Below are 17,125 nucleotides of genomic sequence, written 5' to 3' on the forward strand. Positions count from 1 at the left end.
GCTCGCCGTCGCCGGCGGCGCTCCCGAGCGTGGACGCCGCCGGCCTCAGCCGCCGCGCTTGCGGAAGCGCTTCAGCACCCGCTCGCGCCGCAGGCGGGAGAGGCGCTCGATCCAGAACACGCCGTCGAGCTGGTCGATCTCGTGCTGGTGGCAGGCCGCCCGGAACCCTTCGGCCGTCTCCTCGTGCCAGGCACCGTCGAGATCCTGGTAGCGCAGGCGCAGGCTCGCCGCCCGCTCCACCGGCTCGGCGATCCCGGGCATCAGCACGCTGCCCTCTGTCGCGCTCGCCCGCTCCGGCGAGCGCCAGACGATCTCGGGGTTCACGAAGATCTCGGCCTCGGCGCCGGGTTCGAGGCGCAGCACGACGAGGCGCTGCAGGCGCCCGATATGCGGGGCGGTAAGCCCGACGGCCTGGGCCGCGTCGAGCGTGTCGCGCACATCCGCCGCCAGCGCGCGCAGGGCCTCGTCGAAGACGTGCACTGGTTCGGCCGGCCGGCGCAGGCGGGGATCCGGGTAGAAGATCAGCGGTTGAACGGCCAAGGATGATATCTCCGGCTGATTGGCAAGGACTCATGCAGCCATGGATTGAGAAATGACGGCGCTCATCAGGCCGACGCCTGATGCAAGCTCCGAGATCGGCGCCGGATCATTGCGATCGACCCCGCGAAAACCCGATCTCTTCCGGCGAGTGGCCGGAACGAAGCCGGCGGTGAGGTGTTGGTCCGCCAACGTTCCGAGGAGAGCCTCATGAAGATCCTACTGGCCGGCGCCATCGCCGCAGCCTCCATCGCCGCCTCCGTGGCCACCACGGTCCCGGCCTCCGCGCAGCGGATCGACATCGGTCCCGGCGGCCCGAGCATCGACCTGCGTTCACGCGGCCAGCGCGAGCGCGACTTCCGCCGCGATTCCTGGCGGCGCGACCGCGACTACGACCGCCGCTACTACCGCACCGAGCGATTCGACGACGACCGCCCGCGCCGCTACGAGCGCCGCGGCTACGGCTACTGACCCGGCTCGCGCGGAGCCCGAAACTTCCCCGGGAAGGGGCCGGTTCGCCGGCCCCTTTCTTGCGTTGCATCATCACGATCGCGTGTTCGCCGCGCCGTGCGAGGTGAATCTCAGGAGCTGCGTGCGTTCCGGCACTGCTCCCCTCTTGTGCAGATCCGGACATCCGGCTAGGGAAACTTTCGCAGATTTATCGGGAGAAAGTGGCAATGAACCTTCGTGTTTCCAGCAGCTTCGCAGCTCTCGCCCTGGCGGTCGGCGTCCTCGCCGCCCCGGCGGCCTTCGCCAAGCCGATGAGCGGCGCCAGCGCCATCAAGATGATAGACACCGACAACGATGCCACGATTGACATGAAGGAAGTGGAGGCAGTGGCCTCCGCGACCTTCGACCGTCTGGAGAAGGACGCCGACGGCACCCTCGACGCCAAGGAGCTGAAGGGCCGCCTCTCCAAGTCCGGCCTGAAGCAGGCTGATCCGGACAAGGACGGCACCGTCGACAAGAAGGAGTACCTCGCGGCCGTGGCCGAGCGCTTCAAGGCAGCCGACCCGGACAACGACGGCACCCTCGACGCCAAGGAGCTCCAGAGCCCCGCCGGCAAGGCGCTGCTCGCGCTGATCAAGTAAGCCCGCCGCACCACGGCCGAGGCGTCGCGAAGGCCGCTCCCACCCGGGAGCGGCCTTTTTCCATGTGCGCCTGCCCCGCTCAGTACTCCCATTCCGCTCCGACGCCCACCGCCGTGCGCCCATCGCTGCCGGCCTCGCCCTGGATCTTCACCCGGCGGGTCACGTCGTAATCGACGGTGGCGGCGGTGTCGGCGGGCTTGGCGCCAGCGCGCACGCCGACACTGAGCCGGTCGCCGATGTAGCGGGAGGCACCGAGCGCCGGGCCGCCGCTCGCCCCCGTCGAGACGTCGAGGCTGTCGAGGCCGAGCCCCTTGCGGGCCTGCTCGAAGACGTCGACGCCGCCCGCGCCTCCCGAGAGCTGCGCCACCCCCTGGGCGAGTTGAAGCGCCTGGAACGGCGAGAGCTTGGCCGCGGCCTTCTTGAAGAGCAGGCGAGACAGCACCTCGTCCTGCGGCAGGCTCGGGTCCGAGGAGAGGGCGAAGGCCGGCGCGTCCGCCGCGCCCGTGACGGCGACGCGGGCGGTGACCTCGGCGGCCTTGGTCTCGGCGACGAAATCGAGATCGGGCGCGGTGAGTTCGCCCCCGAAGGTCAGGCGTCCGCGCGTGAAGTCGAGGCGCTGGCCGACGACGCTGAGGCGCCCGCGCCGCATCTCGAAGGCGCCGACTGCCCGCGGATCCCGCGAGGAGCCCGTGAGGCGCAGCGCGCCGCCGAGCTCGGCATCGATGCCGCGCCCGCGCACGAAGATCCGGTTCGGCGCGCTCACCGCCACGTCGAGGGTGGCGTCGAAGGGGGCGGCTGGCCGGCCCTTGCGCCGGGCCGCCGCTTTGCCTGCAGCAGCATTGCCCGCCTCAGTCCTGCCTCCGAGCCGCGCCCGCATCTCGGGCGGGGTGTTGACGCGGCGGATGCCGGGAAGCGGCTGCACGGTCGCGGGCAGGCGGTCCGGCACCGCGACGTCGATCGAGACCACGTCGACGCGGCCCGACACCCGCGGCGTGCGGGCGAGCGGCCCGCTGACCGAGAGGTCGAGGCTCGCCACCGCCTGCATCAGCGGGCTCGACACCAGCTCGGCGCGGGTCGCCGAGAGGCGGAGCGAGCCGGGGAAGCCCGCTTCCGGCGCCACCGAGACCCGGCCCTCGCCGCGCAGCGTGCCGCCGTTGCGGGTCGCGGCGGTGAGGCGTTCCAGCACGATCGCGTCGCCGCGGCCGACGGCGCGGCCCTCGATGCTCGTGAGGCGGATGCCCTGAAGGGGATCGTCGAAGCTGCCGCCCGAGAGCGTCGCCGAGCCCTCCACCCGCGGGCTCGCGAGCGTGCCGCCGACCGTCGCGTCGAGGGCGACCCGGCCGCCGACCCGCTGGCCGCCGGCGCTGAGGAGAGAGTTGGCGAGCGCGGCCTCCAGTGTGCCCCGCAGCGCCAGGTCGAGGGAGCCGCCCGCCTCGACCGGCAGCGACCCCGTGACGGACGCCTCGACGCCGCGGCCGGCGGAGATGCGCGCATCGAGGCTCGCGCGGCCCTCGCCGAGGGTGCCGCTCGCCCGCGCGTCGATCGGCGGCAGGCCGGCCTTGCGGGTCTCGGGCGTGACGAGGCGGGCGAGCGCGAGGCTGTAGCGCCCCTGCGGCCGGGCAGCGGGGCCGCTCACCGCCGCCTCGCCGTCGAGGGTGCCGGAGAGGGCAAGGCTCGGGCTCGCGATCCGGGCGAGCGAGAGAGGGAGCGCGCGCAGGGCGATCCGCAGGTCGAGATCCGCGCCGGCCCGGCCGGAGAGGTCGAGGCGCCCGCTTCCCGCTGCGATCGCCAGGTCGTCGATACGGACGGCGCCGGGCTCGAAGGTCAGCGCGGCAGGCCGGGCGAGCGCCAGCCGGTCGGAACCCCGCGCGGCCGTGAGGCGGGCCAGTTCGAGGCGCGGGTGCTCGGCGGCGACGAGCCGGGCGGCGCCGTCGAGATCGAAACCGCGGGCCCTCGCCCTGAGCGTCAGGTCGCTCGCCGCCGGACCACCCGCGGCGGCGAGGCGCAGGGTGTCGAGGGTCTCGGCGCCCGCCACGAAGCGGTCGGCCTCGAGGCGCCCGTCGAGAACGGGACGCCCGAGGAGATCGCGGCCCTTCAGGTCCGCGTCGAGGCGGGCGAGACCGACCGTGCCGGCCCGCAGCGAGGCGGCGGTGGCGCGGATCGCCGCGTCCTGGCGCCCGCCGGTCCGCGAGAGGCTCAGGCTCGCCTCCAGGCTGCCGCCGAGCGGGGTCAGGGCGAGGGCGGAGAGGTCGTCGAGATTTCCGGCCCGAGCGCTCAGCGCGCCTTCCGCGAGCCAGGTCGCAGCGTCGAGGGCGGCGCGGCCCTCGACCGCGACGGAGCCGAGCCGGAAGGCGAGATGCGCGAGGGACCACGCCTGCGGCGCGGGCCGCCCGATCCGGGCCTCGCCGGAGAGGGCCTTGCCGGCCACCTCGCCGGAGAGCCGCAGCGTGCCGTCGAGGGCGCCCGTGAGGTCGGCGAGCACCGCCTCGGCCCGGAGATGGCGCAGAGGACGCCCCATCGCGGCGGCCTCGGTCGCAACCACGGTCGCGGCGAGATTCGGCCGCTCCAGGCTGCCGGTGAGCTGACCGTCGAGGCGGGCGCTCCCGGAGAGCTTCGGGTCGAGGGCCGAGAGGTCGCGGAGATCGAGGCCGAGGCGGGCATCGGCGACGCGCGCCGTGGCGCGCCCGTCGAGGCGGACCGAGATCTCGGCCCCGTCGAGGCGCAGCGCCTCGAAGGCGTAGCCGTCGTAGACCTGCCCGAGGCGGCCGGTGAGGCGGGGCCGGAGGCCGAGCAGCCGGACGAGGGCCGCCTCGCCGAGGACGAGGTTCTCGGCGCCGAGATCGAGATCGGCACTCAGCCGGCGCCGGGCCGGGTCGCCGCTCAGGGTCGCGGCGGCTGTCAGCGCGCCTGTAAGGGGCCGGCCGGCGAGGTCGGCGAAGGCCGAGAGGTCCGAGAGCCGCGCCTCGGCCCGGCCGGTGAGCGTGTTCTGGCCGATCCGGCCCGCATAGCCGGCCCGCACGGTCGGCCCGTCGAGGCGCAGCGTCTCGACGCTCAGGATCGCGTCCGGCTCGAGATGGCCGCGCAGCGTCAGGGACGCTTCGCCGCCGAGCGCGCGGCGCAGGGCCGGGTCGGCGGGCGAGAGCCCCTCGACCCGGGCATCGGCGGCGAGCGCGAAGCGGGCGGTCCTGAGGTCGGCGCCCTCGGGGGCGGCGCGCAGGCTCGCCTCGACGCGGCGGAGCGTGCTGCCCCCCGCGCGCAGGCCGCCTGCCCGCAGCGACCCCTCGATGCGGGGACGGGCGAGGGGGCCCTTCACGCTCGCGTCGAGGACGAGGGTCTCGAGTTCCGCATCGCCGGCCCTTGTGAGGCCGCCCTCCGTCGGCACCGCGCGGGCGGAGAGGGTGAGGTCGGCCTCGCGGCCGGCGCTCAGGCTGCCGCGCGCGTCGAGCCGCGCGGTGCGGGAGGTCAGCTCCAGGCGGTCGAGGCTGAGGGCGCCGCTGTCGGCGAGCCGCATCCCGCCCTCGAGCTTCGTCGTGCCCGCGAAGATCGCGGCGGCGGGGCCCGGCAGAAGGCCCTCGATGCGGGAGGCGAGATCGAGGCTGAAGCGCCGCTCGGCGCCGGCGCGCGCGATGCGGGCCGTGCCCCTCGCTCCGACGCTCTCGCCCGCGTCGAGGTCGAGCCGCGCGTTCCAGGCGTCGAGGGTGCCGCGCCCGTCGAGATCGAGCCGGATCGGCGCCTCGCCCGGCACTCCGAGGCCCTTCGAGAGCAGGCCGCCCGCGGCCTCGGTGAGGGACGCGGTGACGTCGAGCCGCTCGCCCTTCGGCACGAAGAGCAGGCGGGCGGCGAAGGCGCCCGGCGCGTCGAGGCGGCGGATCGCGAGGTCGAGGTCGAGCCCTTCGGCCGGCGCCCCGAGCTTCGCCTTGCCGGCGGCGGAGAGCCGGGCCGCCTGGCCCGCGATGGGTTCGCCGAGGACGAGCTCGGCGAGCTTGAAATCCTTGATCTCGACCTTGACGGGCAGGTCCGGCAGGAGCGAGCCGTCGGGCTCGGGCGTCGCCGAGGCGGGAGCGGGCAGGGGCCGGCGCAGCACCTCCAGACGCCCGACCTCCAGGCTGTCCACCTCGAGCCGGCCCGACAGGAGGGCGATGCGCCGCCAGACGATGCGGGCCCGGTCGAGGCGCAGCCAGACCCCGTCGCGGTCGCTGATCGCCACGTCGCGGATGACCGCGTCCGAGGAGAGTGCCCCGTCGACGCCGCCGATGGTGACGCGGGAGGAGGGGGTGGAGAGGGCCCGCGAGAGCAGGCCGCCGAGCACGGTCTTCTCCCCCTCCTCGGCCGCCCGCCCGATCCCGGACGAGGCGACGGCGAGGAGGCAGAGGATCGCGAGAAGGGCGAGGATCCCGCTCCTGCGGGAATGGGCACGCGGCGCCCTGCGCATCCTGTCGAGCGTCGCGCGCATCAGAAGGCCTGGCCCAGGCTGATGTAGAGGGCGGCCGGCGGGTTGCGGTCGCCCTTGATGCGGTCGAGGGGGAAGGCGAGGTCGACCCGGATCGGTCCGATGCCGGTGTAGTAGCGGAGCCCGATGCCCGCCGCGTAGCGGATGCGCTCGTCGAAGTCCGGCAGGCTGCCGGCGAAGGCCGTGCCGGCGTCGACGAAGGGGACCACCCCGATCGTGTCGGTCACCTTGATGCGGGCCTCGAGCGACGCCTCCAGGAGGCTGCGGCCGCCGACCGGCAGGTTGAAGGGTCCGCGCGGCCCGAGGGTGCGGTAGGCGTAGCCGCGCACCGAGCCGCCGCCGCCCGCGAAGAAGCGGATGTTGGCGGGGATCTCGTCGAGGTTCGCGCCCGAGATCGAGCCGAAGCCGAGCCGGCCCGCCAGCACCGTGTTCGCCTCGTCGTCGAGGGCCCAGTAGGCGGACCCCTGCGCCTTTGCGACGAAGATGCCGGGGTCGGAGCCGAGGAAGCTCGGGTAGGGGGTGGCGGAGGCGGTGACCCGGAACCCCTCGGTCGGATCGAGCAGGCTGTCCGTCGAGTCGTAGGAGACCGAGACCGGCACGCCGACGAGGCGGTAGTCGATGATGCCGAGCGCGTCCTGCGAGCGGCCCACCTGCCCGTCGAGGCCGACCTGGGCGAAGGCGGTGTCGGAGAACCGGTAGCGGAGCGCCGCGGTGCCGCCGGCCGCGTCGACGACGTAGCTCTGCTGCGCCTCGCGGCCGCCGAACGCGTTGGCGACGAGGTCGGTGCGGGTGCCCCAGAGGGCGGGCTTCACGAAGGTCGCGGAGAGCCGGCCGCCGAGGCCGTTCGAGTCGATGCCGGCGAGCTTGCGCTGGCGCGCGTAGAGATCGTTGCCGAGATAATTGATGTCGGCGTCGATCCAGAGCGTCTCCGCGCCGCCGAACAGGTTGCGGTTGGCGTAGTAGCCGCGGAGGCCGGGGCCATCGACGGTGGAGTAGCGGGCGGCGACGCCGATCAGGTTGCGCTCCCGCTCGGTCACCTCGACGAAGATGGGCAGGTTGCCCTGGGCGTCGAGGCGCTCGCCCTCGCGGACCCGCACCGAGCCGAGGCCCTCCACCTTGGCCACCGAGCGGCGCATGTCCGCGAGCGCCTTCGGGGAGTAGGGGTCGCCGGGCTCGGCGTAGATGAAGGAGCGCACCACCGCCGGGTCGATCTCCTGCGTGCCGCCGACCGCCACCTCACCGATGCGGGCGAGGGGACCGGGATCGACCGTGAAGGTGACGTCCATGACGTGGGCGGCGTCGTCCACGACGGGGTCGCGCGAGACCGCCTTGGCGAAGGGGTGGCCGAGGGCCCGGAACCGGTCGACGATGCGCGCCTCGCGGGCGAGCACGGTGGCCGAGCGGGCCGGAACCTCCCCGTCGACCCGGGTGAAGCGCTCGGGCAGCACGGCGTCCGGGAAGGGCGCGCCGCGCGGGTCCCGCACGGTGACCGAGCGGAGCGTGTAGAGCGGCCCGGAATCGATGGCGACCTTGACCGGCACCAGGGCCCGCCCCCGCGCGCCCTCCGCCGCGCGGGCGGCGGCGGCCACGCTCGCCTCGGTGCCGAGCGCCACGCCGTCGACCCGGATCGCGACGCGGCCCGCGTAGTAGCCGTAGCCGGAGAGTGCCTCGGGCAGGCGGCGGAGATCCGCCTCGGCCCGGCGCACGAGGCCCTCGCCGTCCGGCGGCGGCTCCCGGCGGAGGCGGTGGAGGGCGGAGGTGTCCTGCAGGGCCTTGAGGAGGTCGTCGTCGTCCGTGCCCGTGATCCGCACGGCGTAGGGCAGGGCGGCCGCGCTCGGGGCGGGAGGCTCCTCCTCGGAACCGAACAGGCCGAACAGGTCGAAGGCCGAAGCCGGCGCGGCGGCCGCGAGCAGCCCCGCGGCGAGCGCGAGCGGGCGCAGCCAGAGAGAGACCGGATGCAGCCAGGACGATGCGGACGAACGGCCCCGCCTCGGGGTCACGGAAACCACCCGCCGACGCGTCTCCTCCTCAGTCCCGTTCGCGGCAGGCGAAGGGCCGGGAAGGGTGCCGGAGATTCGTTAAGGCGCTGGTCTGCGTCATCTCAAAGCCCCCGCTTCGACGCCGGATCGCGGAGGGCGGAGCAGCCGGGTCAACCCCGTGTCCGGCCCCGGAGGAGCCGTGCCCGCGCTGCCGCGCTCGATCGGCCGAGCCTAGTCGCCGAGGATGGGCGAGGCAACCTGGGTGCGGCCGAGCCCGCACGTCACGGCTGCGCGAGGCCGTGCCTGCGAGGGTGTCCGGATGCGGTCGAGCCGATGCCTTCGCTCGGCAATCCGTCAGGCCGTCACGCGTGCGGGGAAGCACGCACCCGCGCGGACCCGCCTTGCCGCGGCGACACCGGATCCCCAAGTCCCGTCTCGACCCGGCCGGACACCGCGCCGGGCCTTCTCTCCTGGACGCCGCGCCCTTCGCGCGGGCCGGGTGATGATTGGCAAACTGCCGCTCCTGTGAGGCTTTTGGGAGACCGTTGCCGAACTTTTCGCGCGGCAGGCCGTTCTGACCGCCGGAGAGACCTGCCATGCGGGGAACTTCGGTTGCGTCCAACCGGATGCTGAGGCATTGGCTGTCCCGTCTCGACAGGTCCTGCTCGGGACCTGAAGCCGGCGGCACCCTTCTTGCCGACCGAGCCGGCGGCGGACACCGCCCAAAGCCAAACTGAGACACCGAATGAGAAAGGTCAGATGAGCGCATTCGACTACAGGAATTTCGACGACCGCCGCCAGAACTCCCAGAATGCCAAGGCGGCCCTGTTGGCCAAGTTCAAGGCCCGCCCCGCAGCCGATGACCCGGAGATGATCGCCAAGGCGCGGGCACGCGCCGAGGTCGCTCGCGCCCGCGACGAGCGCATCCGGGAGCGCGAGGCGGCCCGCATCGCCGCCGAGAAGAAGGCGGCCGAAGAGAAGCGCGCGCGCGAGGAGGCCGAGCTCGCCGCCCAGATCGCCCGCGAGGAGGCCGAGCTCGCCGCGTCGCAGGAGCGCAAGGCCGCCGAGCTCGCGGCCAAGAAAGCCCTGCGCGACGCGCGCTACGCCGCCCGCAAGGCGAAGGTCAAGTCGCGCCGCTGACGGCGCGTCGCCGGGGCCGCAGCGGCCTCGGCCCGGACCTCGAACCTCCCGATGCCAAAAATCCCGTGCCGGCCCTCGCCGGCGCGGGATTTTTTCGTGGCCCGCGTCCCGGGACGGGACGCAAGCCACCCCGTGCATCCCGCGTTGACGCGCGCCGGCAGCCTGGCCGACACTGAGCTCCGCGGAGCCGCGATCTGCGGCAGGAGCGACGGGAAAGGATGCGGCCATGACCAGCGTCGATGTCGAGATGGTGAAGTGCGCCTGCCCGGACTGCGTCTGCGTGATCTCCGTCGGTCAGGCCATCACCCGCGACGGCAAGGCTTTCTGCTGCGACGAGTGCGCGGACGGGCATCCCGACCACCAGGGCTGCGACCACGCCGGCTGCACCTGCCACGGCTGAGGCGCAGCCCCCTCAGAACCGCGCCTTCAGGAACAGGCGGACGCTTCGGCCCGGCAGCAGGATCTCGTCCTTCTTGCCCGAGGCCGAGTTGCGGATGCGGTCGTCGAGGAGGTCGCGTCCCTGCAGGCCGAAGGTGATCTCGCTCGCGCCGAAGACGGCCGGGTCCAGGGGCGCCGTCCGGTTGATCTCGGCGCGCCGGTCGTTCCAGCCGGGCGTGACCGTCTCGAGCGGCGCGACCTCGGTGTGGGCGAAGGCTGGAGCAGGGTCACCCGCGCGAACCATCCGTCCGCCCGCAGGAACAGCCCGCCGCCGACCCGGTGGGGTGGGATCCTGGGTACGAAGGTGCCGTCGTCGAACTCGGCGCGGACGAAATCGTACTGCGCCTCGACGCCCGCGAAGCCGTCGCCGATCGTCAGGAGGTCGAGCTGAGCGCCGATCTCGCGCCGGCTCGACTGGAGACCGAGAGCGCGCGTGAGGGTGCCAAGGCTCGTCGGCACCGGCACGGGCTGCAATTCGAGCCGCCCCTCCGCCTCGCGGTTCTTGAAGGTCGCCCGCACGCCGTCGGTCCCGCCCTCGGACAGGCCGCGCTCGTCGTGCCGGTAGACCCAGCCGCCCGCCCAGAAGCGGATCACCTCGAAGGGCCCCTCGGCCGGCCGGTACTCGCCGCGCCGGGCGCGTAGGTCGAGGCGGAGATCCCGGGACGCTCGCCGAGGGCATCACCGAGCGTCCGCGGCTGGTCGCGCAGGATCTGGTCGCGCGTCACCACGGTGACGGGCGAGAACGTGTCGGTGACGACCGGCAGCATACCGGGACCGGGACCAGGGCTCGGCGCGGGAGAGGGCCGGGCCTCGATCGGGCTCACCGAGGTGACGGTGAGTTCGGGCAGGCTGGCAGAAGCCTGCTTGCGCCGCGGCCGGCACCACCAGGAGTGGCAGCGCCGCCAGAGGCAGGACAGCCCGCGTCGGAAGCGCTCTCATCCAGAAGGATCCGTCCGGACCGGCCCGCATCACACCTTGAATGAACGTTATATTGTTTCATTGCCCGCGTGATGCGAATGCGCAAGAGGGTCTGCGAGTGGGCTGACCCCTCGGGAAGGGCGCGTGGCACGGACGCATCACAGGGATGCGGCTTCGGGAGGGTGATGATCAGGGCCGGGTCCCATGAGGAACAGTAGGAACCGGCAAAGTCCTGGAAGAAGGCAGAGGGCGCTTCGTAAAAGGACTGTCTGATTTCATACGTTCCTGGTTCCGCACTCGGCGAACTAGAGAAATTTTTACACAGCCCTCAGAAACCCTTAGATTTCAGACACAAAATAGATCAAAAGTTTCGACTCCCGTTTGAATTTGACTGATTTCCCGCTAACATACGATCGTTTCGCTGAGCGCCAGGGTGGAGTCGGATCAGATCCCGGCGCGGCAGCGAGCGCGGCGGCCGGGCTGCCGGATGTCTGCGGATCCCGCGGGCGAGCCGGTCCGAGCCCCGAACCGAGGAGGGGAGCCTCGTCAGGAGCCGGTCCGGCGTGAGCCGTTCCGGGAATCGTTCAGGAAGGCGCGCTGGCAGGGGCCTCGCGCCGCAGGGCCGAACCTCCACGATGCGGCGCGTATCGGGCCGCGGGGGATCGGCCTGAGGGAGTCGCCGATGGACACGCTGCCGCGCTACGCGGTTCCGACTCCTCGCACCGGGACGGCAGCCCTCGGCGCACGTCGCGGGAGCGGATCGGACACCGCGCCCGAGACGCCGGGCGGCCTTCTCGCGCGCAAGCTCGGGAACTTCGTCGATCTGTCGGATCAGGAGCGCGAGGTTCTGGACGATCTCGTGCGCCAGCACCGCCAGTACGGCCCGCGGGAGCATCTCAGCCTGGAGAACGGCCACTCGCGCTCGGTCAGCCTGATCCTGGAGGGCAGCGCCTGCCGCTACAAGATCCTGCCCGACGGGCGGCGCCAGATCCTGACCCTGTTCATCCCGGGCGACCTGTGCGGGCGCTGCCTGCCGGATCTCGACCTCGGGGACGAGTCGATCGTCACCCTGACGGCGGCCACCGTGGCCGTCATCCCGCGCCAGGCCTTCGCCCCGATCATCGAGTCCTACCCGCGGGTCGCTCGGGCACTCGCCTGGAACGCCATGGTCGAGGAGGGCGTCCACCGGGAATGGATCGTCAACATCGGCCAGCGCACGGGCTACGAGCGCATCGCGCACCTGTTCTGCGAGCTGTTCCACCGGCTCGCCGCGGTCGGCCTGACGCAGGGCCTGCGCTGCGAGCTGCCCCTGACGCAGGGGGAGCTCGCCGACGCGCTCGGCCTCTCGGCGGTCCATATCAACCGGACGGTGCAGCAGCTGCGCAGCGACGGCCTCATCTGCCTGCGGGGGCGCGAGCTCACGATCCTCGATTTCGCCGCCCTGCAGAGCGCGGCGATGTTCGACGGGCAGTACCTCCACCTGTCGCAGGCGGCCCGCCGGATCGAGGCCGGCACGATGCGGACCTACCCCGACCTGTGAGGCCGGGCGGCGCGTAGCCGGCACGCTGTCCCGGGTGAGCGGACGCGGCGGATCGGGCCGGCGCCGGTACGAAGGCGTCTCGACGGCATCCGGCTCAACTTTTGTGAATGTATCGGGAGGGCGGCGCCCGGCTTAGTGGGGCGCCCGGCGGGACTGTCCCGGCCCGGGGTTTCGCACGCGGCCCTCGCTCGCCGGGGCGCCGCGGCTGCGGGGAGGGCGGCTCACGCGATGGACGCGGTCTTGCCCCAGGTTCCCTCAGACGCTCCGCGAGAGATCTCCGCGCCCGCGATCCGGAACCGGCTGCTCCGGACCCTGCCGGCGGAGGACCTCGCCCTGCTGCGGGGCCGGGCCGAGACGGTGGCGGTGGAACCCGGCATGCGCCTCGCGCCCGCGAACGCGCCGATGACCGACGCCTACTTCCTCGAGAGCGGGCTCGCCTCCGTCAGCCTCGCCACCGCCGACGGCAGCCGGCTCGAGGTCGGCATCTCCGGGCGCGAGGGGCTGGTGAGCCCCGCGCTCGTGCTCGGCGTCGAGCGCACGCCCTTCGAGACCGAGGTCCGTGTCGGCGGACAGGCCCTGCGCCTCGGCGCCGAGACCCTGCGCGAGGCGATGGCGCGCAGCGAGGCCCTGCGCCGCCTGCTGATGCGCTACGTGCAGGTCGTCACCCTCTGGACGAGCCAGACCGCCCTCTCGAACCGGCGTCACAAGACGGAGGAGCGCCTCGCGCGCTGGCTGCTGCTCGTCCACGACCGCCTCGACGGGGACGATCTCGCCCTCACCCACGAGACCCTCTCGACCATGCTCGGCGTGCACCGGCCGGGCGTGACGGTGGCCGTGCATGAACTGGAGAGCGGCGGCATGATCGCGACGAAGCGGGGCCTCATCACCATCCTGGACCGGGACAAGCTGGTGCGGCTCGCGGGCACCAGCTACGGCTTCGCCGAGGCCGAGTACGAGCGCCTGATCGGGCCCCTGCGCGCGCCTGCCTGACGCGCTCCCGGACGCCGTCGCGGCACTGAGCGTCAAGATGTTCTTTAAGGTTCGGAAGTAGAAGTGGCGCAACCAAAGGTAAACGCGGCCGGCGAAGGTTGATCCCAGGGCGGGCCGCAGGGGAGCGCCATGTTTCCAGCTGCGCCCGGCGAGGCGGACCGCGTCCAGGCCCTGCACGCCCTCCGGATCCTCGACACCGCGCCCGAGGCGCATTTCGACGCGATCTGCCGGACGGCAGGCGCGCTGTTCCGGGCGCCGATCGCCCTCGTCTCCCTCGTCAGCGAGGACCGGCAATGGTTCAAGGCGCGCTGCGGCCTTGACCTCGACGGCACCTCGCGCGACGTCGCCTTCTGCGCCTACGCGATCCTCTCGGAGGAGGTCTTCGTGGTCGAGGACGCGGCCGCGGATCCGCGCTTTCGCCATAACCCGCTCGTGACCGAGCACGGGGTGCGCTTCTACGCGGGCGCGCCGCTGATCCTCGGCCCGAACCTGCATGTCGGCTCGCTCTGCGTGATGGACACCGTCCCGCGCGGCTTCCGGCCCGACGAGATCCGGCAATTGCGCGACCTCGCCGCGGTGGTGGTCGCGCAGCTGCGCCTGCACCGGACGGAGCAGGATCTGCGCGAGCGCGAGGAGCGTCTGCGCCTCGCCCTCCGGGCCGGTCGCATGGTCGCCTGGGAGCGCGACCTGCGCACGGGCCATGCCACCCGCTCGGAGAACGCGCAGGATCTCCTCGGCATCGGCTCGGGGCCGATCTCCCTGATGCTCGACCGTGTGCACCCGGACGACCGCGCCCACGTGGACCGCTTCAGCGCCTACGGCGGCACCCTCGACGCCGTGGAGTTCCGCTACCGCACGCAGGCCGGGCGCCAGCTCTGGCTGTGCATGCGGGCCGAGCAGACCGAGCCGGACCGCATCGTCGGCATCACCTTCGACATCACCGACCGCAAGGTCGCGGAGGCGCGCCTGTGGCGGGCGGCCAACCACGACCCGCTCACCGGCCTGCCGAACCGCGCCCTGTTCCAGGAGCGTTTCCGCGAAGCTCTCGGCCGAGCCGAGCGCACGGGCGCTTGCGTCGGCCTCCTCCTCATCGACATCGACGATTTCAAGGACGTCAACGATACCCTCGGCCACGACGCCGGCGACGCGCTCCTCATCGAGATGGCCGCCCGCCTGTCGGAGATGGCGCGGGCGGGCGACACGGTGGCGCGCCTCGGCGGCGACGAGTTCGCGGTGATCCTGGCGGGCTCGCCGCGGCTCGAGGCGGCCTCGGTGTTCGCCGCCAACCTGCTCGACCGCCTGCGCCAGCCCTTCGCCTACCGGGGCCGTCCGCTCCCCACCAAGGCGAGCATGGGGCTGGCGAGCTTCCCCGAGCATCACCGGCTGCCCGACGAACTGATGAAGGACGCCGACATCGCCCTCTACAGGGCCAAGTCCTCTGGGCGGAACCGGGTCACCGTCTACGCGCCCGAGATGCGGGCGCTCACAGAGAGGCGGGTCACCGTCTCGGCGCAGATGCGGGATGCGCTGCTCGGCGGGCAGATCGTGCCGTTCTACCAGCCCAAGGTCTGCCTCGCGACGGGGCGGATCGTCGGTTTCGAGGCGCTCGCGCGCTGGCTGCACCCGGTCGAGGGCGTGCTCGCACCGGGCTATTTCGGCTCGGCCTTCGAGGATCCGGAGCTCGCCCACGCCATCGGCAGCCGCATCGTGGCGCAGGTCGCCGCCGACATGCGCGGCTGGCGCGCCCGCGGGCTCGATTTCGGCCAGGTCGCCGTGAACGTGTCGTCGGCGGAGTTCCACCGGCCGGACCTCGCCGAATCGGTGCTCGCGACCCTGCAGGCCGAGGGGGTGCCGCCGAGCTGCCTGGAGATCGAGGTGACCGAGACGGTTTTCCTCGGCCGCGGCTCCGACTTCGTCTCCGCCATCCTCCGGCGTTTCCACGAGAGCGGCGTCACCCTGGCGCTCGACGATTTCGGCACGGGCTACGCCTCGCTCACCCATCTCAAGCAGTTCCCGGTCGACCACATCAAGATCGACCAGAGCTTCGTGCGGGGCCTCGACCAGGACGGGGACGACGCCGCCATCGTGGCGGCCGTGATCGGGCTCGGCCGCGCCCTCAACACGCGGGTGACGGCCGAGGGCGTCGAGAGCCCGGATCAGGTCCGCCGCCTGCGCGCCATGGGCTGCGGCTTCGCGCAGGGCTACCTCTACGCCAAGCCGACGGCCGGCTCGCGCGTGCCCTGGCTCATCGCGAACTGGCCGGCCCTCGACGAGAGGGCCGCGGCCGGAACACAGGCCGCACCGCACCGCGCCGCCGCGGGCTGAGCGGCCCGACGGACCCGAGGCCCGCGCAACGGCTCCTTCACTCCCCGCGTGCCAGGCTCACGCCGAGCGGGGAGGGGCGGCATGCGGACCTACGACGTCGTGGTGGCGGGCGCGAGCATCGCTGGCTGCACCGCCGCGATCCTGCTGGCCCGGCGGGGCCTCAGCGTGGCGCTCCTGGAGCGCAGCCCGCAGGCCGGTGCCTACAAGCCGCTCTGCACCCACTACATCCAGTCCTGCGCGCTGCCCGTCATCGAGCGCCTCGGCCTCGCGGCGCCGCTGGAGGAGGCGGGCGCGGTGCGCAACGCCATCGACGTGCACACCCGCTGGGGCTGGGTCCGCGAGCCCGACGCCGACGCCGCCCACCCCGCCCACGGCTACAACGTCCGGCGCGAGACCCTCGACCCGCTCCTGCGGGGCATCGCGGCGGCGACGCCCGGCATCGACCTCCATCTCGGCCATGCGGTGACGGGCCTGATCCGCGAGGGAGGGCGCGTGCGGGGCGTCACCGCACTCGGCCCGGCCGGCGTCCCGCTGAGGCTCGGTGCGCGGCTCGTGGTCGGCGCGGACGGGCGCGCCTCCCGCGTCGCGGCGCTCGCCGGAATCGAGGGCCGCACGTCGCCGAACGGGCGCTTCTTCTACCTCGCTCAGTACCGCGGCCTGCCGCGGGAGGGCGAGCGCTCGCGCATGTGGTTCCTCGAACCCGACATCGCCTACACGTTTCCCAACGACGACGGGATCACCGTGGTCGCCGTCTCCCCGGCCAAGGCGGGTCTCGCGGCGTTCAAGGCCGACCGCGAGGGCTCCTTCGCGCGCTTCGTGCGGGCGCTGCCCGAGGGGCCGGCGCTCGATGGTGCGGAGCGTGTCGGGCCCATGATGGGCTTCGTCGACTGGCCGAACCAGGCGCGGCCGCCTACGCGGGCGGGTCTCGCCCTCGTCGGCGACGCGGCGCTCTCCGTCGATCCCGTCTGGGGCACGGGCTGCGCCTTCGCCTTCCGCTCGGCCGAGTGGCTCGACGCGGCCGCGGGCCCCGCCCTCGCCGCGGCGGCAGGCGATGCGCGCGGGGAGGGCGCGCGGGACTCCGCCCTCTCGGCCGCCCTCTCGGTCTACGCGCGCCGCCATCGGGCGGAGCTGTCCGGGCACGCGTTCCACATCCGCGACTTCGCCGCCCGCCGCTCCTGGCGCTGGCCCGAGCGGATCCTGCTCTCGGCCGCGGCCCGCGACGAGGATTGCGCCCGGGACCTCTTCGCCTACGCGGCGCGCAACATCGGGCTCGCGCGGTTCCTCTCGCCCGCCGCCCTGCTGAGGGCGGGGCGGGTGAACCTCGCCCACCGCCTGCGCCGCGCCCCGCGGCCGGAGGCGGAGGCGCCGGCCCTCGGCTGATCAGGCCGCCCGCGCCGTCCCGCCCGGTGCGGGGAAGGGCTGCAGCAGCACGCGCCGCCCGGTGAGATCGTGCACCGTGACGCGCCACTCCGCCCAGTCGGCCCGGCGCCCGAGGTTCCGCATCACCCCGTCGGCGACCCGGCGTGCCCGGTCGCCGAGCGCGTCGGGACGGCGCACCACCACGCCCCGCGCGTCGAAGACGCACTCCGTGCCGTTCGTGCAGTGGAAGCGATAGCGTGCCATCCGCGTCGGTCTCCGCCTGTTCGAGCCTGTGATTGATGTCCTGTTTGTTCTAGTTATGTTCTCTACGAAGGCGAGGGTGGACAGCCGCGCGAAG

General features: G+C 73.3%; 13 protein-coding genes and 1 pseudogene. 8 read left to right on the forward strand and 6 right to left on the reverse strand.

Annotation, left to right across the window (positions count from 1 at the left end):
- Nucleotides 1-45 precede the first annotated feature (45 nt).
- On the reverse strand, nucleotides 46-540 hold the full coding sequence (locus MOX02_RS13810) for a peptide deformylase (protein ID WP_147026370.1): 495 nt from the start codon (nucleotides 538-540) through the stop codon (nucleotides 46-48).
- A 207-nt stretch (nucleotides 541-747) separates the two neighbouring features.
- Between MOX02_RS13810 and MOX02_RS13815 the strand changes: the two genes are divergently transcribed.
- Nucleotides 748-1,008 (forward strand): hypothetical protein, encoded by a 261-nt coding sequence (locus MOX02_RS13815; protein ID WP_147026371.1) that lies wholly within the window; start codon nucleotides 748-750, stop codon nucleotides 1,006-1,008.
- Nucleotides 1,009-1,214: 206 nt separating this feature from the next.
- Nucleotides 1,215-1,628 carry a lanmodulin LanM gene (gene lanM, locus MOX02_RS13820; RefSeq protein WP_147026372.1) on the forward strand — a complete coding sequence of 138 codons (414 nt, stop codon included), beginning with the start codon at nucleotides 1,215-1,217 and terminating at the stop codon, nucleotides 1,626-1,628.
- Between the two features lie 79 nt (nucleotides 1,629-1,707).
- Here lanM and MOX02_RS13825 read toward each other — a convergent pair whose 3' ends face one another.
- Both MOX02_RS13825 and MOX02_RS13830 read right to left on the reverse strand, forming a co-directional pair.
- Nucleotides 1,708-6,081, reverse strand: coding sequence for a translocation/assembly module TamB domain-containing protein (locus MOX02_RS13825; RefSeq protein WP_147026373.1), 4,374 nt, complete (start codon nucleotides 6,079-6,081; stop codon nucleotides 1,708-1,710).
- Complete coding sequence (locus tag MOX02_RS13830) at nucleotides 6,081-8,018, reverse strand: autotransporter assembly complex protein TamA (RefSeq protein WP_238178844.1); 1,938 nt, start codon at nucleotides 8,016-8,018, stop codon at nucleotides 6,081-6,083. Before MOX02_RS13830 ends, MOX02_RS13825 begins: the two co-directional genes overlap by 1 nt.
- Before the next feature lie 798 nt (nucleotides 8,019-8,816).
- On the opposite strand from MOX02_RS13830, the gene MOX02_RS13835 reads away from it, so the two are divergent.
- Together MOX02_RS13835 and MOX02_RS13840 are read left to right on the forward strand one after the other, a co-directional pair.
- Complete coding sequence (locus MOX02_RS13835; RefSeq protein WP_147026374.1) at nucleotides 8,817-9,197, forward strand: DUF6481 family protein; 381 nt, start codon at nucleotides 8,817-8,819, stop codon at nucleotides 9,195-9,197.
- A 226-nt stretch (nucleotides 9,198-9,423) separates the two neighbouring features.
- The gene (locus tag MOX02_RS13840) at nucleotides 9,424-9,597 is read left to right on the forward strand and encodes a metallothionein (protein WP_109894736.1); all 174 of its coding nucleotides are present in this window, start codon (nucleotides 9,424-9,426) and stop codon (nucleotides 9,595-9,597) included.
- A 12-nt stretch (nucleotides 9,598-9,609) separates the two neighbouring features.
- Here the strand turns inward: MOX02_RS13840 and MOX02_RS33135 are convergent.
- Both MOX02_RS33135 and MOX02_RS33140 read right to left on the reverse strand, forming a co-directional pair.
- Nucleotides 9,610-10,037, reverse strand: a pseudogene (locus MOX02_RS33135) (TonB-dependent receptor); the annotation flags it as partial.
- Between the two features lie 188 nt (nucleotides 10,038-10,225).
- On the reverse strand, nucleotides 10,226-10,459 hold the full coding sequence (locus MOX02_RS33140; protein ID WP_238178824.1) for a TonB-dependent receptor plug domain-containing protein: 234 nt from the start codon (nucleotides 10,457-10,459) through the stop codon (nucleotides 10,226-10,228).
- 776 nt (nucleotides 10,460-11,235) lie between these two features.
- Here MOX02_RS33140 and MOX02_RS13850 point away from each other — a divergent pair.
- The 4 genes from MOX02_RS13850 (at nucleotide 11,236) to MOX02_RS13865 (ending at nucleotide 16,788) form a co-directional block, all read left to right on the forward strand.
- Nucleotides 11,236-12,093: a Crp/Fnr family transcriptional regulator gene (locus MOX02_RS13850; protein ID WP_147026375.1), complete on the forward strand. Its 858-nt coding sequence runs from the start codon at nucleotides 11,236-11,238 to the stop codon at nucleotides 12,091-12,093.
- A 228-nt stretch (nucleotides 12,094-12,321) separates the two neighbouring features.
- Nucleotides 12,322-13,083, forward strand: coding sequence for a Crp/Fnr family transcriptional regulator (locus tag MOX02_RS13855; RefSeq protein ID WP_147026376.1), 762 nt, complete (start codon nucleotides 12,322-12,324; stop codon nucleotides 13,081-13,083).
- 129 nt (nucleotides 13,084-13,212) lie between these two features.
- Nucleotides 13,213-15,408 carry a putative bifunctional diguanylate cyclase/phosphodiesterase gene (locus MOX02_RS13860; protein ID WP_147026377.1) on the forward strand — a complete coding sequence of 732 codons (2,196 nt, stop codon included), beginning with the start codon at nucleotides 13,213-13,215 and terminating at the stop codon, nucleotides 15,406-15,408.
- Between the two features lie 81 nt (nucleotides 15,409-15,489).
- Nucleotides 15,490-16,788: an NAD(P)/FAD-dependent oxidoreductase gene (locus MOX02_RS13865; protein ID WP_147026378.1), complete on the forward strand. Its 1,299-nt coding sequence runs from the start codon at nucleotides 15,490-15,492 to the stop codon at nucleotides 16,786-16,788.
- Here the strand turns inward: MOX02_RS13865 and MOX02_RS13870 are convergent, their stop codons facing one another.
- Nucleotides 16,789-17,031, reverse strand: coding sequence for a DUF6894 family protein (locus MOX02_RS13870; RefSeq protein ID WP_147026379.1), 243 nt, complete (start codon nucleotides 17,029-17,031; stop codon nucleotides 16,789-16,791).
- Between the last annotated feature and the right edge of the window lie 94 nt (nucleotides 17,032-17,125).

Origin of the sequence: Methylobacterium oxalidis, assembly GCF_007992195.1 — a bacterium.
Taxonomy (GTDB): Bacteria; Pseudomonadota; Alphaproteobacteria; order Rhizobiales; family Beijerinckiaceae; genus Methylobacterium; species Methylobacterium oxalidis.